16 protein-coding genes and 1 pseudogene are annotated in these 15736 nt (G+C 69.7%); 9 read left to right on the top strand and 8 right to left on the bottom strand.

From position 1 onward, the window contains the following. Nucleotides 1-43 precede the first annotated feature (43 nt). Nucleotides 44-499, top strand: coding sequence for a DUF4276 family protein (locus MBA17_RS26040; RefSeq protein ID WP_238499205.1), 456 nt, complete (start codon nt 44-46; stop codon nt 497-499). Nucleotides 500-653: 154 nt separating this feature from the next. After that, complete coding sequence (locus tag MBA17_RS26035; RefSeq protein ID WP_238499204.1) at nt 654-1274, top strand: L-threonylcarbamoyladenylate synthase; 621 nt, start codon at nt 654-656, stop codon at nt 1272-1274. A 90-nt stretch (nt 1275-1364) separates the two neighbouring features. Here the strand turns inward: MBA17_RS26035 and MBA17_RS26030 are convergent, their stop codons facing one another. The 3 genes from MBA17_RS26030 to MBA17_RS26020 all read right to left on the bottom strand — a co-directional run bounded on the left by MBA17_RS26030 (nt 1365) and on the right by MBA17_RS26020 (nt 2537). Next, nucleotides 1365-1652, bottom strand: coding sequence for a hypothetical protein (locus tag MBA17_RS26030; protein WP_238499203.1), 288 nt, complete (start codon nt 1650-1652; stop codon nt 1365-1367). Between the two features lie 104 nt (nt 1653-1756). Then, entirely contained in the window at nt 1757-2302 is a 546-nt protein-coding gene (locus MBA17_RS26025) for a Clp protease N-terminal domain-containing protein (RefSeq protein WP_238499202.1), read from the bottom strand. Between the two features lies 1 nt (nt 2303). Further along, a complete protein-coding gene (locus MBA17_RS26020) occupies nt 2304-2537 on the bottom strand; it encodes an RNA polymerase subunit sigma-70 (protein ID WP_238499201.1) in 234 nt (77 codons plus the stop codon). 98 nt (nt 2538-2635) lie between these two features. Between MBA17_RS26020 and MBA17_RS26015 the strand changes: the two genes are divergently transcribed. Continuing rightward, nucleotides 2636-4324: an ABC transporter ATP-binding protein gene (locus MBA17_RS26015; RefSeq protein WP_238499200.1), complete on the top strand. Its 1689-nt coding sequence runs from the start codon at nt 2636-2638 to the stop codon at nt 4322-4324. Then, nucleotides 4324-6144 (top strand): ABC transporter ATP-binding protein, encoded by a 1821-nt coding sequence (locus tag MBA17_RS26010; RefSeq protein WP_238499199.1) that lies wholly within the window; start codon nt 4324-4326, stop codon nt 6142-6144. The genes MBA17_RS26015 and MBA17_RS26010 overlap by 1 nt, the downstream gene beginning before the upstream one ends. Nucleotides 6145-6314: 170 nt before the next feature. Here MBA17_RS26010 and MBA17_RS26005 read toward each other — a convergent pair whose 3' ends face one another. After that, nucleotides 6315-6863: a hypothetical protein gene (locus MBA17_RS26005; protein ID WP_238499198.1), complete on the bottom strand. Its 549-nt coding sequence runs from the start codon at nt 6861-6863 to the stop codon at nt 6315-6317. Between the two features lie 332 nt (nt 6864-7195). Between MBA17_RS26005 and MBA17_RS26000 the strand changes: the two genes are divergently transcribed. Further along, on the top strand, nt 7196-7537 hold the full coding sequence (locus MBA17_RS26000) for a VOC family protein (RefSeq protein WP_238499197.1): 342 nt from the start codon (nt 7196-7198) through the stop codon (nt 7535-7537). 123 nt (nt 7538-7660) lie between these two features. Here the strand turns inward: MBA17_RS26000 and MBA17_RS25995 are convergent, their stop codons facing one another. The 4 genes and pseudogenes from MBA17_RS25995 to MBA17_RS25980 form a co-directional block, all read right to left on the bottom strand. Then, nucleotides 7661-8164 (bottom strand): dihydrofolate reductase, encoded by a 504-nt coding sequence (locus MBA17_RS25995; protein ID WP_238499196.1) that lies wholly within the window; start codon nt 8162-8164, stop codon nt 7661-7663. Then, complete coding sequence (locus tag MBA17_RS25990) at nt 8161-8958, bottom strand: thymidylate synthase (RefSeq protein ID WP_238499195.1); 798 nt, start codon at nt 8956-8958, stop codon at nt 8161-8163. Before MBA17_RS25990 ends, MBA17_RS25995 begins: the two co-directional genes overlap by 4 nt. A 297-nt stretch (nt 8959-9255) precedes the next feature. After that, nucleotides 9256-11484 (bottom strand): S9 family peptidase, encoded by a 2229-nt coding sequence (locus MBA17_RS25985; protein ID WP_238499194.1) that lies wholly within the window; start codon nt 11482-11484, stop codon nt 9256-9258. 94 nt (nt 11485-11578) lie between these two features. Then, nucleotides 11579-12775: pseudogene (locus MBA17_RS25980) on the bottom strand (RNA-guided endonuclease InsQ/TnpB family protein); the annotation flags it as partial. Between the two features lie 119 nt (nt 12776-12894). Between MBA17_RS25980 and mshB the strand changes: the two are divergent. The 4 genes from mshB to MBA17_RS25960 all read left to right on the top strand — a co-directional run bounded on the left by mshB (nt 12895) and on the right by MBA17_RS25960 (nt 15634). Further along, complete coding sequence (gene mshB / locus MBA17_RS25975; protein ID WP_238499193.1) at nt 12895-13794, top strand: N-acetyl-1-D-myo-inositol-2-amino-2-deoxy-alpha-D-glucopyranoside deacetylase; 900 nt, start codon at nt 12895-12897, stop codon at nt 13792-13794. A gap of 11 nt (nt 13795-13805) precedes the next feature. Beyond that, entirely contained in the window at nt 13806-14228 is a 423-nt protein-coding gene (locus tag MBA17_RS25970; RefSeq protein WP_238499192.1) for a DUF6113 family protein, read from the top strand. 27 nt (nt 14229-14255) lie between these two features. Next, the gene (locus MBA17_RS25965; protein WP_238499191.1) at nt 14256-14672 is read left to right on the top strand and encodes a hypothetical protein; all 417 of its coding nucleotides are present in this window, start codon (nt 14256-14258) and stop codon (nt 14670-14672) included. A 548-nt stretch (nt 14673-15220) separates the two neighbouring features. Continuing rightward, nucleotides 15221-15634 (top strand): (R)-mandelonitrile lyase, encoded by a 414-nt coding sequence (locus MBA17_RS25960; RefSeq protein ID WP_238499190.1) that lies wholly within the window; start codon nt 15221-15223, stop codon nt 15632-15634. Nucleotides 15635-15736 lie beyond the last annotated feature (102 nt).

The following is a 15736-nucleotide window of genomic DNA, read 5'->3' as shown; positions in this document are numbered from 1 at the left end:
CCTCCAGGCTTCGTACCAGGTGACCGGGGCAGGCGGAGTCCTGTTGTTGATCGACTCCGACGACGATTGCCCCGCGAGTCTCGGACCCGACCTTCTGGAACGGGCCCGCCTTGGGCGCAGTGACAAGGAGATCTCCGTGGTGCTCGCCCATCGGGAGTTCGAGGCGTGGTTCCTGGCGGCGGCGGCTTCGATTGCCGGGTGTCGCGGCCTCCACGATCCGCTGGAACCCCCTCCTCACCCGGAAGGCATTCGTGGCGCGAAGGAATGGCTGACGGCCCGGAAGACCGACGGCACGCCGTACAAGCCGACCGTGGACCAGGCGGCGCTGGCCGGCACGTTCGACATGGAACGTGCACGCAAGGTCGCGCCCTCCTTCGACAAGTTCTGGCGTGACATCGAACGACTGACACAAGGCGGAGCCGCGCGGTTTGGGAACGCGGAACCGGAGGAGGCAGAAGTCGACGGGTACATGGCTCGGCCCGATCAGCCTGACGAGTAGGTCATAACCGGTACGGCTGTCGCCCAGTGGGCAGAACCCGCCGCCGTGGGCCGCGCCCCCCGGGGCCGCGCGCTCCTCGGGCGCGCACCACACGCGCCGTAACGGCGACGGAACATTGCGCAGGCGACTCCCGTCCGCTTCTAAGCTCGCATGCATGGCTAAGTACTTCGACGTGCATCCGAACGACCCGCAACCCCGTGCCATCAGCCAGGTGGTGGACCTCATACGTGCGGACGGCCTGATCGCGTACCCGACGGACTCGTGTTTCGCACTGGGGTGCCAGCTGGGCAATCAGAAGGGCATCGACCGGATCAGGGAGATCCGCCGTCTCGACGCCGGCCACCACTTCACTCTGGTGTGCAAAGATTTCGCGCAGCTCGGCCAGTTCGTCCACGTCAGCAATGCGCTGTTCCGCTCGATCAAGGCGGCGACTCCCGGCAGCTACACCTTCATCCTGCCGGCGACGAAGGAGGTGCCGCGCCGGCTGCTGCACCCCAAGAAGAAGACCGTCGGTGTTCGGATCCCCGATCACGCCGTCGTGCAGGCGTTGCTGACCGAACTCGGTGAACCGTTGCTGTCGAGCACCCTGCTCCTGCCCGACGAGGACGAACCCCTGACCCAGGGCTGGGAGATCAAGGAAAGACTCGACTACGTGCTGGACGCCGTGATCGACGTCGGCGAGTGCGGCGACGTACCCACGACGGTCATCGACTTCTCCCAGGACGAACCCGAGATCCTCCGCAGAGGCGCCGGGGACACGTCCCTCTTCGAGTAGCCGATCGCCTCGTAGAGGACAAGCGGCGAAACATTACCCAAGGGGCGACACGCCTGCATGCCCCGCTGTCGCTGGTCGCTCGCGGGGAGGTCAGCCGAGGTCGTCGGTTTTGTCAGGTGGGGTGGTCTTCCTGGCACGGTGGCGGGCGACCAGGAGGGTGCCTCCCACGATCAGGCCCATCGCGACCACTTTGGCGGCTCCGGCGTAGCTGCTTGTGAGATTGTCGGGGGTGCCGGGCAGGTCGAGGAAGAGCCAGGCGGTCGCGGCCAGGCCGAGGACGGCGAGGACGATGCCGCCCTTCACGCTCGTTCCCGTCCACCAGGGTGCCGCGTGGTTGGGGTCCTGCTCGTCCGAGGGGCGGTTTTCTGTGGCGGACATAGTCGGGTGAACTCCTTGGAGCGAGTAACGCTGCCGTTGATGACCGAAGTCATCGATGCTAGACGAGCAGGGCGCCCTTTGGATCAATCGGGAGAAAGCAGGCACTACCCGCGGTCGGCGAGGTGCGGCTTGAGGCGGGTGCGGAGGTCGGCGGGGTCGATGCCGGACTCGCTGAGGATCTTGGAGGCCAGCCCTTGGCCCTCGCGGAGGAGGCCGAGCAGGATGTGGCCGTCGGCGATGTGCTTGTGCTTGAGGGCGAGGGCTTCGCGGAGGGAGAGTTCGAGGGCCTTCTTGGCCCGTGGGTCGAAGGGGATGTGGCCGGTGACGGATTTGGGGCCGCGCGGGCCGTCCAGGGCGCCCGTGCCGAAGGTCTGCTCGATCTTCTCGCGGACGGCGGCCAGGTCGATGCCGATCGAGTCGAGGGCGTCGGCGTCGAGTTCGTCGGTGCCGACGTAGCGCTTGACGCAGGCGGTCGCCCCTTCGTGGGTGAGGCCGTGCTCGTTGAGGAGCCGGGCGGGGGGCTGGTCCGCCTCGCTGAGCAGGGCGAGCAGCAGGTGCTCGGTGCCGATGTGCCGGTGGTTCAGGAGCCTGGCCTCCGCCTGCGCCTGGGTGACCACCTGGCGGGCCGCGTGGGTGAATCGTTCGAACATGTCAGTCCTTCCTCCGTAGCAGCCCACGGCCGGTCGCGTACTTCTTGTGGACGGCCTGCCTGGTGACGCCGAGCTGAACCGCGATGTCCTGCCAGGTCCAGCCTTGCTCGCGGGCGTTGCCCACCTGCAGCGTCTCCAGCCGCTCCACCAGGACCCGGAGCGCTCGTACGGCCCGCAGGCCGACGGCTGGGTCCCGGCTGCCGGCGTCGGAGGCCAGTTGCGCCGTATCGCTCATAGCCGTCAATGTAGGTTGACACCATGGCTCGTGTCAACTCTGGTTGACGCAGAAAATGGTTTGCCTGGTCAGCGGGATCTTGTCAGGCTTGGACGGCCATGAGATCCTTACCAGTCGCCGACCCCGGCACTCCCGACGCCCGTGGGCCCGTCCGCTATCTGCTGTGGGTGGCCCGCAACCAGGCGGTGCCACTGGCCGGGGGTGTCGCCTTCGCCACCCTGTGGTGGCTCGGGCAGGCACTGGTACCTGCCGTCGTCGGGCGGGCCATCGACTCGCTCACCGCCAGATCCGCGGCCGACCTCGTCACCTGGGCGGCGGCGCTGCTCGGGCTGGGCATCCTGCAGGCGTTCGGCGGGATCATGCGGCACCGGTTCGCGGTCTTCAACTGGCTGGCCGCCGCCTACCGCACCGTCCAGGTGACCGCGCGGCAGGCCACCCGGCTCGGCGCGACCCTGCCCAAGCGGATGTCCACCGGCGAAGTGATCAGCATCGGCAACTCCGACATCGCGCACATCGGCAACTCGATGGACATCCTGCTCCGCGGCATCGGCGCGCTCGTCGCGATCGGCACGGTCACCGTCATCCTGCTCAGCACGTCGCTCCCGCTCGGCCTGATGGTGCTGATCGGCGTGCCCGTGATGGTGGTCGCCGTCAGCCCGCTGCTCCGGCCGATGCACCGCCGCCAGCACGCCCAGCGTGACCTGCAGGGCGACCTCGCGACCCGGGCCGCCGACATCGTCTCCGGCCTGCGGGTGCTCCGCGGCATCGGCGGCGAGGAGGTCTTCGCCGACCGTTACCGCGAGGAGTCGCAGAGGGTACGGCACGCGGGCGTCCGGGTCGCGTCGGTCGAGTCGATGCTCGAAGGCGCCCAGATCCTGCTGCCCGGCCTGCTGATCGCGGGCGTGACCTGGCTCGGCGCGACGTTCTACACCCAGGGCACGATCACCGCCGGCGAACTCGTCGCCTTCTACGGCTACGCGGTCTTCCTGATCGCCCCGCTCCGCACGCTGACCGAGATGGCCGACAAGCTGACCAAGGGCCACGTCGCCGCCCGCCGGGTCGTGCGCATCCTGACCCTTGAGCCCGAGGTGACCGGCGGCGCCGCGACCGCCGCGGGCGGCCCGCTCGTGGACCCGATCTCCGGGGTGACCGTACGGCCGGGCGTCTTCACCGCGATCGCGGCGGGCACGCCCGACGACGGCATCGCGATCGCCGACCGGCTCGGCCGCTACACCGACGGCGCGGTGACCTTCGGAGACACGCTCCTGGCCGAACTGCCGATCGCCGAGGTGCGCCGCCGCATCGTGGTAGCCGACAACGCGGCCAAGCTGTTCGCCGGCCGCCTCCGCGAGGAGCTGGACGTCACCGGCCGGGCGACGGACGAGCAGGTACGGCAGGCGCTGCACGACGCGTGCGCCGAGGACATCGTCGAAGCGCTCCCCGACCGCCTCGACGGAGAGGTCGCCGAGTCGGGCCGGGAGTTCTCCGGCGGCCAGCAGCAGCGGCTCCGCCTGGCCAGGGCGTTGCTCACCGACGCGGAGGTGCTGATCCTGATCGAGCCGACCAGTGCCGTCGACGCGCACAGCGAGGCGCGCATCGCCGACCGGCTGTCCAAGGCGCGGGCCGGCCGTACGACGCTGGTCGTGACCACCAGCCCGCTGGTGCTCGACCGGACCGAACACGTGATCTACGTGGCGGACGGCACGGTCCGGGCGGAGGGCGCGCACCGGGAACTGCTCGCCGCCGAGCCCGGCTACCGGGCGACCGTCACCCGGGGGGAAGACTGATGACACGGCAGATCCTGCCCGTCGCCGACCGGGCGCAGGTGCGTGCCTACGCCCGGCGGCTGACGTTGAAGTATCCGCGGCAGCTGAGCCTTGCCCTGGGGCTGCACGGGCTCGCCGCGGTGGCCGGGCTGGCCGCGCCGAGACTCCTCGGCGAACTGGTCGAGGGCGTGCAGGCGGGCGACCCGGTCGACATCGCCAGGCTGTCGCTGGCGATCGGCGGTTTCCTGGCCGTGCAGGCCGTACTGATCAGGTTCGCCGTCTACGCCTCCTCGGCGCTCGGCGAGAAGGTCCTCGCCGAGCTGCGGGAGGACTTCGTCGACCAGGTGCTCGCCCTGCCGCTCTCCACCGTGGAGCGGGCCGGCTCCGGCGACCTGATCACCCGGACGTCCCGCGACGTGGACGCGCTGTCGCGGACCGTACGGCACGCCGTACCCGAGACGCTCATCGCGACGGTCACCGCCGTGTTCGTGGTCGGGGCGGTGATCCTGGTGGGGCCGCTGCTCGCGCTGCCCGCGCTGGTCGCGGTCCCGCTGCTGTGGATCTCCACCCGGTGGTACCTCAAGCGGGCGCGCGACGGCTACCTGCGGGAGAACGCGGCGTACGCCGACATGACCGAGGGCCTGGCCGAGACCGTGGAGGGTGCGCGGACCATCGAGGCGCTGGGCCTGCAGGCCAGGCGGCACGCGCGGACCGACAAGGACATCACCACCTCGTGGCACGCCGAGAGATACACGCTGGGGCTGCGCACGGTGTGGTTCCCCTCGGTGGAGCTCGGCTACGTGATCCCCGTCGTCTCGACGGTGCTCATCGGCGGCCTGTTCTACCTGGAGGACTGGGTCTCGCTGGCTCAGGTGACCGCGGCCACGCTCTACGTGCAGCAGCTCATCGACCCCCTCGACCGGCTGCTGAGCTGGATCGACGAGCTCCAGGTCGGCGGGGCGGCGATGTCCAGGCTGCTCGGTGTGGCCAACGTGCCCGACGACCGGGCCGCGCTGAACGCCAGGCCGGGCGGCGACGAGCTGGCCGCCGACGACGTGCGCTACGCCTACCGGGAGGGGCACGACGTGCTGCACGGGGTGTCGCTGACCGTCGCGCCGGGCGAGCGCCTGGCGATGGTCGGCCCCTCGGGCGCGGGCAAGTCCACCCTCGGCAGGCTGCTGGCCGGCATCCACGGCCCGCGGACCGGCTCGGTGACGGTCGGCGGCGTGCCGCTCGTGGAGCTGCCGCTGGACGAACTGCGCGGCCAGGTGGCGCTGGTCACCCAGGAGCACCACGTCTTCCGCGGCACCATCCGCGACAACGTGCTGATCGCCAGGCCCGACTCCGGCGACGCCCAGGTCCGCGACGCCCTCGACGCGGTGGACGCCTCGGAGTGGATCGCCGCGCTGCCCGACGGGCTCGCCACCATGGTGGGCTCCGGCGGCCTGGCCGTCTCGCCCGCGCAGGCCCAGCAGCTCGCGCTGGCCAGGCTGGTGCTGGCCGACCCGCACACGCTGGTCCTCGACGAGGCGACCTCGCTGATCGACCCCAGAGCCGCCAGGCACCTGGAACGCTCGCTGGCGGCCGTCCTCCAGGGCCGCACCGTGATCGCCATCGCGCACCGTCTCTACACCGCCCACGACGCCGACCGCGTGGCCGTCGTCGAGGACGGCCGGATCAGCGAACTGGGCTCCCACGACGAGCTCGTCGCCGAAGGCGGCTCCTACGCCGCCCTCTGGGACTCCTGGCACGGCGTCGACCACACCCGAAAGCAGGGCCGGCTTTCCGGATCTTCGAACGTCGATCCTGGCATTCCAGGATCGACGCTGCCGGCCCTGTGATCGTCGCCGGCCAAACGGCTGTCGCCGTCGACGGCACGGGAATGACGCCCGAGCAGACGGCGACAGTGGTCGTTTCGCGGGTCACCAGAATTCAGGGCATGCGCTCGAAAACCAGCTGGAGCAAGCTCGCCGAGGTGGGAGATGCCATGGCATCCACAAATCGGCGCAGTTTAGTTGGGTGTCCGGCACTGAATTGCCATGTCGTCGAAACGCACCCATGTCTTGATGCCGTTGCTGTTGCCGTAGATGACCTGGAGGTAGATGTCACCGGAGTAACTTTGCAGGTTCAACCCGCTGATGGACACCTGCCGGTAGCCGCCCCCGGCCACCCACGGGTAGGTCTCGGCGATGATGTGCCATCCATTCGGATTCCACACTTGCAGGCCGACGGCCGCGCCGGAATTAAGGACGTTGAACCACACGCCCACGTTGCAGTTGTAGCGGTTGACCAGGCCGCCGTCCAAGGTGATCCGAAGCCGGTTGGCGGCCCAGCCGTTGCCGACGTGGAGCCAGCCGTTGTTCACCCCCGACCGCGCTCCGGTGCCGTTGATGTCGTAGCCGGCGATCCCGTCGCCGTCGCCGCCGCCCTCCCATCTGGTCCAAGGCGTACTGCCCTCGAGGCTGTCGACGCGTTCGACGATGCCCGCCTGTGCCTCGGTGGCCGTGGTCGTCACGGCTCCCACCGAAATGACGGTGATGGAGAGCAGCGAAACCAACACTCTGGCCAGTCTCGATCTACGGATCAGTCCGTTCATGAGTCCTCCGGATCGTGGTGAAGGGGATCACCTCGCAGCCATCTCGAAGTGTGAGCACGAAACCGACTACTGTCCATCGATGGACGGATGAATGTCGCTGATGCCCAGGTAATGCACGCGATCGAAAGGCATTGGTCATCCGCAACACCATTTTGTGCGGAGAAATTATGGCCATGAAATTCCAGTGGCCAACCAAAGGAATCTCGGCGAGCGGCTGGTGCGGCAGCTGTTATTCGATGGCTGATCCGGGTGTATGCGACGGCGTGGGAGGCCCAGGATGTCCATATGATTGCGGCATGGCTCTCGACTTGTTCGCAGGAATCCCGGTCACCGACTACGTGGCAGCGCTGAAGTGGTACGACCAGCTGCTGGGGGGTCCGCCGACGTTCTTTCCGAACGACACGGAGGCCGTGTGGGAGCTCGCGGAGCATCGGTACGTGTACATCGAGCTGCTGCCCGAGCGTGCCGGCCACGCCATGAACACGATCTTCGTTGCCGACTTCGACACGCGTGTGGCGCAGATCGCCGATCGGGGACTGACACCGGCGAAACAGGAGACCTACTCGAACGGCGTGCGCAAGGCCACGTACCACGATCCTGACGGGAACGAGATCAGCTTCGGCGGCGCTCCCCTCTGACCGGCAGGTGAAATCATCGCCCTCCTCCGGTGGTGATTCACCGTGCCGCCGGATTCCGATACGCCGCTGAAGGCCCGCGCCGAGGGCCTGTTTCGGAAGCGGATCAGAGCTGTGGGTTGGCAATCAACGGCTGTATCTGCGGATGCGGTAGCGCAGCCCGGACGTCGAGGACTGCCAGCCGTTGTCCTCGGCGACTTTCCACATCGGTCCCGGGATCGGGGCGTAGATGTCGCCGTTCACCGTTGCGTCGACTTCAGTCACCGAGAGCGTCGTGGCGTATCCCAGAGCGGCACGGTAAATCTCACCGCCGCCGATCACCCATGCCATGGCAGGGGCGGCCGGCTCCAGTGGCTCGGCTGCGAGTTCCAGCGCCTTGACGATGGACCCGGCGCGCTCCGCACCTTCGGCCACCCACTGTGGGTCGCGAGTCACCACGATGTTGCGCCTGCCGGATAGCGGACGGAATCTCGGAGGCAGCGAATCCCAAGTTTTGCGCCCCATCACCACGGGATGGCCGAGGGTGGTCGCCTTGAAATGAGCCAGGTCCTCAGGCACTCGCCACGGAATCGCGTTGTCCGCGCCGATCACGCCATCGAGGGTCTGCGCCCAGATCAGCCCGACGTTCACACCGCGACCGGGGCTTTGATGGCTGGGTGGTGCCGGTATCCGAGCACTTCCACGTCGGAGTAGGCGTAGTCGAAAAGAGAGTCGGCTTTGCGCAGATGCAGTTCGGGGAAATCGAACGGAATACGTGACAGCTGCTCGGTCACCTGCTCGACGTGGTTGTCGTAGATGTGGCAGTCGCCGCCGGTCCAGATGAAGCTGCCCGGCTTGAGGCCGACCTGCTGCGCCACCAAGTGCGTGAGGAGGGCGTAGCCGGCGATGTTGAACGGGACACCGAGGAACAGGTCCGCGCTGCGCTGGTACAGCTGGCAGGAGAGTTCGCCGTCGGCGACGTAGAACTGGAAGAAGGCGTGACAGGGCGCGAGCGCCATCTCGGCCAGCTCGGCGACGTTCCAGGCGGATACCACCATCCGGCGGGAGTCCGGCTCACTGCGCAAAGTGGCGAGGACCTCGCTGATCTGGTCGATGTGCCTGCCGTCCGGGGTGGGCCAGGAGCGCCACTGGACGCCGTACACCGGGCCGAGTTCGCCGTTCGCGTCGGCCCACTCGTCCCAGATGGTGACACCGTGTTCCTGCAACCAGCCGATGTTCGAGTCGCCGCGCAGGAACCACAGCAGCTCGTACACGATGGACCTGAGGTGCACCTTTTTGGTGGTGACCAGCGGGAACCCCTGCGAGAGGTCGTAGCGCAGTTGGTGCCCGAAGATACTTCGGGTGCCAGTGCCCGTCCGATCGGCTTTGGCCGTCCCGGAGGCGAGTGCCAGTCGCAACAGGTCTTCGTACTGGGTGTCCGCCACAGCCGTCGAGTCTACGGGCCACCCGAACTCACGGCGTCCCAGTCCGGGTCCGCCACCGTATGCCGTCGATCAGTTGCCGCCGGGCCCATCTCGGCGGCCGGCCCGGCTTCTCGCCCTCAGGTCCCCGGGCCTTGGCTCAGGGGAAGGGCTCCCCGCGTGATCCGCAGGGGAGGGCGTCGCCCCGCATGGTCCCCCGTCCGTGCGGGTCGGCGGGCCGTCCCGTGATCCCCCGTCACGGGAGGCCGCCCCCTGGAGGCGCGTCCCCCGCGCGCTTTCCAGGGGGCTTCTCAACAGCGGCTAGCCGAGGGACTTCTTGAGGAACTCCACCTGGAGGAGCAGCAGGTTCTCCGCGACGGTCTCCTGGGGGGTCATGTGGGTGACGCCGGACAGCGGCAGCACGCTGTGCGGGCGGCCGGCGGCCAGCAGGGCCGAGGAGAGCCTGAGCGTGTGCGCGGCGACCACGTTGTCGTCGGCCAGGCCGTGGATCAGCAGCAGCGGCCGGTCCAGCTTGCCCGCGTCGGCGAACAGCCCCGACCGGTCGTACGGCCCGGCGTCGGTCTCCGGGTGACCCAGGTAGCGCTCGGTGTAGCAGGTGTCGTAGAGCAGCCAGTCGGTCACCGGCGCCCCCGCCACCGCCGCGTGGAACACGTCGGGCCTGCGGAGTACGGCGAGCGCGGCGAGGTAGCCGCCGAAGGACCAGCCGCGGATGCCCACCCGGGACAGGTCGAGATCGTCCGGATACTGCGCGGCCGCGCCCAGCAGCGCGTCCACCTGGTCCTCCAGCACCGGAGCCGCCAGGTCGTGCAGCACCTCCCGCTCGAACCCGGGGCCCCGGCCGGGGGTGCCGCGGCCGTCGGCGACGACCACCGCGAAGCCCTGCTCGGCGAACCACTGGCTGGTCAGGTACGGCCCGCCGGCCGCCAGCACCCGCTGGGCGTGCGGCCCGCCGTACGGGTCCATCAGGACGGGGAGGGGAGCCGCGCCGGGCTGGTGCCAGGACGGGAGCAGGACGGCCGTGGACAGGGCGCGTTCGCCGGTGCGGATCAGGGAGACCCGCAGGTCGAGGCCGGGACGTTCGGCGTTCGAGGTGATGTGGCCGCGCGGCGCGCCGTGCTGGTAGATCCGGGTCACCTGGCCGTCGCTGTCGAGGGTCTGGCCGGTGAGCACCAGCGTGCCGCCCCTGGCCTGGCCGTTGTAGACACCGCTCTCCCGCGGGCTGACCAGGGTGAGGGTGCCGTCGTGGTAGGCCCAGACCGCGATCTCGCTCGGCTCGCCGCTCGCCCGGAACAGCACGGTGTCGCCGTCGACGCAGGTGACTCCGCGCACCTGGAGCGAGGGCGGGGTGACCGGCTGGTCGCCGATCACCAGGCGCTTGCCGCCGTCCGAGTCGGCCACCCACACCAGCGTGCCGTCGGACAGGTGGGCGGGCACCCCGGAGACGACGTCGACCCAGGCCGGGTCGGTGTCCTCGCGGACGAGGCCGGACGCGCCGGTGGCGGGATCGACGGAGAACAGCCGCATCGACCGCTGGTCGCGGGAGAGCGTGACGATGGAGAGGCCGTGCTCGTCCCAGGCGGCGGTGACGAGATACTCCTGCTCGAAGGGCACCGGGACCTTCGTCCCGTCGAGGCCGATGACGAAGAGCTCGACGTCCGCGTTGGCGGTGCCTGCCGCGGGATAACGCTGCTCGGCGGCGGGACGGTCGGGGTTGGCGGGGTCGGCGATGTGCCAGGTCTGGACCGGCGCCTCGTCCACCCGGGCGACGAGCAGCGAGTCGCCCGACGGCGACCACCAGAAGCCGCGCATCCGGTCCATCTCCTCGGCGGCGATGAACTCGGCCAGGCCGTACGTCACCGTCTCCGACTCGGGCGAGGCGAGCACCAGCCCGTCACCGGCCGGGGCCGGCAGGCCGGCTCCGGCCGCCGGGCCCGTCGTGGCGGCCTGGCCCGCGGTGCCGGTGGCGCTCTCGGTCGCGGTGCCGGAGGTCGCGGTCGCGGTGCCTGAAGACGGGCCAGTCGCGGTGCCGGTAGAGGCGCCTGTCGTGGTCGTGGTCGTGGTTCCGGTTGGGAGGACGTGCAGGGCGCCGCCGCTGACGTAGGCGACGTGCCGGCCGTCGGGGGAGAGGCGGGGGTCGATGACCGAGCCGGGGGTGACGACCAGCCGGGTGGTTCCCGCTGCCAGGTCGGTCAGGTGGAGGGCGCCCGACAGTGCGAAGGCCGCGACGGTGACCGCCCTGTCGGTGGTGTAGGCGACGACGCCGCCCGCATGCTCGCGCCCGCGCTCCCGCCTGGCCCGCTCCTCGGGCGGCAGGTTCTCCTCGCCGGCGCCGAGCGTGGCCGGGTCGAGAACCAGACGTTCGGCCCCGGCCGCCACGTCGAGCTCCCACAGGCAGGTCACCGCGTCGGTGCCGCTCCTGGAACGGAGGAAGACGATCCGGTCGCCGTCGGGGGCGATGGTGAAGCCGCGCGGCACCCCCAGGGAGAAGCGTCGGGTCCTGGCGTGCAGTCGTGGGAAACTCTCGCTCATGAACCTCCATCCTGCCAGCCGATCGGCGGCGGGTAATAGTCTCTGAAACTTGACATCCTCCCCCTCGTGAACGGTGAACGAGGGGGATTCCCACGGTCGCCCGTGGGGTTTCCTGCTTCACCGCCAACCGCCCGCCAGAGAGGGAACCCGCTCCTTGAGGTCTTACGTCGGCTCCACAGGCGTTTCACCTCTCCGCCAGCCCAGCGGCGAGGATGTTCTTCGCCGCGTTCACATCCCGATCATGGGAGGCGCCGCAGCCGCACTCCCAGACCCGGACATGCAACGGCAGCGACTCCCGGATGACACCACACACACCGCACAGCTTGGAGGACGGGAACCAGCGGTCGAGGACCTTCAACTCCCGCCCGTACCACGACGCCTTGTACTCCAGCATCGACCGCAACTCCCGCCAGCCCGCATCCGAGATCGCGCGAGCCAGCTGGTGGTTCTTCACCATGTTCCGCACCGCCAGATCCTCGATCACGACCGTTTGGTTCTCACGGACGAGACGAGTACTCACCTTGTGCAGATGATCCCGACGACGATCGGCGATCCGCGCATGCACCCGGGCCACCACCAGCCTGGCCTTCCCCCGGTTCGCCGACCCTTTCGCCTTACGGGCCAGCGCCCGCTGCGCCCGGGCCAGCCTGCGCCGATCGGCACGCTCAAACCCCGGATTGGGAACCTTCTCCCCGGTGGACAGCGTGACCAGCGCGCTGATCCCGGCGTCCACCCCCACCGCGCCCTGCGCCGGGGGCAGTGGCGCTACGGCCTCCTGGACCAGGAGGGACACGAACCAGCGGCCGGCCGCGTCCTTCGACACGGTCACCGTGGACGGCTCCGCCCCCACCGGCAACGGCCGCGACCACACGACGCTCAGCGGCGCGTCCATCTTCGCCAGGGTGAGCTGCCCGTCGCGGTAGGTGAACGCCGAGCGGGTGTACTCCGCCGAGGACCGCGACCGGCGACGCGACTTGAACACCGGGTATTTGGCCCGTTTCGCGAAGAAGTTGCCGAACGCCGTCTGCAAGTGCCGCAACGCCTGCTGCAACGGGACACACGACACCTCCCGCAGGAAACCGAACTCCTCGCTCCGCTTCCAACCGGTCAACGCGGCCGAAGACTCCGCGTAGGAGACCCCCTTGCTCTCCTGGGTGTGGGCGCGGGTCCGTTCCTCCAGCGCCTTGTTGTAGACCAGGCGGACGCAGCCGAACGTCCGCACCAGCTGCGAAGCCTGCTCGGGGGTCGGATAGAAGCGGTACCGGTAGGCCCGCTTCACGATCTGCGCCACACCCCGATGCTACCGAGACGATCAGCCCGGAGTCGCTTGTTTGTTCGCATCCACCACGGCTCCGTGCCGCGTATCCTCCCCCGCCTGAAGGCGGAGGTATCCACGCTCAAGGAGAAACGATGAATGATCGGCGCATGCTGCTGGTGCACGCCCACCCCGACGACGAGTCGATCGGCACGGGGGCGGCCATGGCGAGATACGCGGCCGAGGGGGCCCAGGTCACGCTGGTGACGTGCACGCTCGGCGAGGAGGGCGAGATCATCCCTCCGGAGCTGGCGCACCTGGCCGCCGATCGTGACGACGCGCTCGGGCGGTGGCGGATCGGCGAGCTCGACGCGGCGTGCGCGGCCCTGGGCGTCGCCGACCACCGTTTCCTTGGTGGCGCGGGGCGCTGGCGCGACTCGGGGATGATGGGGGTCGCCGCCAACGACCATCCGAGGGCGTTCTGGCGGGCCGACCTCGACGAGGCGGCCGGCGAACTGGTCAAGGTGATCCGCGAGGTACGGCCCCAGGTCCTGGTGACCTATGACGAGAACGGGTTCTACGGGCACCCCGACCACATCCAGGCGTACCGCGTGTCGTGGCGGGCCTGCGAACTGGCCGCCGACCCCGGCTTCGGCGACGGCGAGCCGTGGCGGGTCGCCAAGTTCTACTTCACCGCGACGCCCAGGTCGGCGATGGAGCGCGCGGCCGAGGCGATGCGTGACGCCGGCACCGGCTTTCTCGCGGCGGACGACCTGTCCTTCGGCTGCCCCGACAAGGTCGTCACCACGGAGATCGACGCCCGTCCGCAGCTGCCGAGCAAGATCGCCGCCATGCGGGCGCACGTCACCCAGATCACCGTTCACGCCCCCTGGTTCGCGCTGTCCAACAACGTCGGGCAGGAGGTCCTGGGCGTGGAACACTTCATCCTGCGGTCCGGAGCGCCCGGTCCCGCCGGTCCCGGAGTGGCCTACGAGGCGGGCGGTCTCGGCGAGCCGCACGACCTGGAGACCGACCTGTTCACGGGGGTCCAGTAACCTTGCACGTCATGGGGGAGACGGTTCCCGTCACCGAACTGCCGCCCGCGCCACGCGGCGCGCGTGCGCTGACCGGGGCGGCGTACGGCGTGCTCGTCGTGCTCGGCGTCGTGCTGGGCGTGGTCGGCGGCTTCCAGCACGCCGCCTACCTCGGCACCGAGGTGCCGGCCGCCGCGATCGCGTGGCTGGTGCTGCTGTTCGCCGTCGTCTACGGCCTCGGCCGGTTGATGCGCGGCGTGCTCGGCGGGCTGGTCCCCGCGGTGACCTGGATGCTCGTCTCCATGGTGTTCTCCGGGCAGCGCGGCGAGGGCGACCTCGTGATCGCCGGGAACCTGGCCGGCTACGTCTACCTGTACGGCGGTTTTGTCGCGGTGCTGGTCGCGGTGCTGATTCTGCTGTTCCGCAGCCCGCCGTGGCTGTTCACCTATCGGTAGGGCCGGCCAGCGGCCACAATCGCGATTATGAAGCGGTGGCAACGGACCCGCCAGGTGGTCAACTACGTCAACCTCGCCACACCGCTCGGCCTCCTGGTCGCGGTGCTCGGGCGGGCCCGGGTGAGCAGAGGCCCCGAGGGACTGCTGTTCGCGTACGGCTACCGCATCCCGTTCCCGGTGGCGCGCGCCTTCACCCTCGGGAACGTGGTGCTGACCCGATACGACGACGGGTTCCTCACCGGTGACCTGCTCAGACACGAGTCCAGGCACGCCACCCAGTACGCCTGCTGCGTGGGTGTGCTGATGCTGCCGCTCTACGTCGTCGCCGTCGTGATCTCCTTCGTGATCTGCGGCCACCACGGGTCGTGGAACCTCTTCGAGTGGCTGGCCGACCTGGATGAGGGCGGCTACCAGCGACGCAGACCCTGGTGGCGCCGCGCCTGACCGCTCGCCGGCGCGAACGCGGGTCCTCGCCGGGTCCCGGAACGTCTGCGGGTGTGCCTTGAGGTCGGCGACTTCGCCGGTGTCGCGGACGGTGCCGTGACCGATCGATCGGCCTGCCTGGGCCAGGTCCGTTACAGCGCGCTGCCGCACAGACCGGGCGGCAGGAGGCGTGGGTCAGTTCTGGTCCGGGGCCGCCTGCTGCGCCTCGGCGGTCGGCGCGGGTCAGCCAGAACGGGCGCGTACAGGGCGCGGCCGGCGGCGCCCTGACCGTCTCCTGGCGGGCTACCCTCTCGTCCACGCTCTCGACCGCCATGGCCCAGAGCGTGGCTGCCGACCGCCCGCAAACCCCTGCCACCCGATGTCAGAGCGGGTTCCGGCGTGATGACGGCAAGGATTTGGCCTAGGGCGCTTCACACCACCAGTGCTGCCTGCCGCGACCACCGGAAGGTGGGTAGCTCCCAGGCAGGGCCGTCCGGCAGGACCTCACCAACCGTCGGCTCCGCCCACACCGCTGGGTGGAGACCGATGCACTACACGAGGAGCACACCGTGGAATTCGTCAAACCACAGCCCACCGGCAAGGGGCCGGCCGACTGGTTCACCGGAGACGTCTGGTTCGACCGGATCCACGCCGGGCAGGAGCCGTCACGGCTGCGGGCCAACATGGTGCGCTTCTCGCCGGGCGCCCGCACCGCCTGGCACCACCACGCCGTCGGGCAGACCCTGCACGTCATCGCCGGCATCGCCCTGGTCGGCACCCGCGACGGCACGATCTTCGAGGCTCACCCCGGCCAGACCGTCACCTGCCCGCCCGGCGAGGAGCACTGGCACGGCGCCACGCCGGACCGCTTCATGCAGCACCTCGCGCTGTGGGAGGGCCCGAGCGACGACCGGCCCGAGACGACCTGGCTGGAACAGGTCACCGACGAGCAGTACAACGGCTCCCGCCGGCGCGCCGGCTGACCCTCATGGACACGGTGCCACCCACACCGTCCACGAGTGCACCGGACGCCACGAAGTCGTTCTCACCGTCCCCTGACCTCTGCCCTCACCAGGGTGGTCGAT

Source organism: Dolomitihabitans soli (genome assembly GCF_022213955.1).
GTDB classification, from domain to species: Bacteria; Actinomycetota; Actinomycetes; order Streptosporangiales; family Streptosporangiaceae; genus Streptosporangium_A; species Streptosporangium_A soli.
Note: the sequence above shows the minus strand (reverse complement) of the source record. Positions and strands in the feature narration are given on the sequence as shown.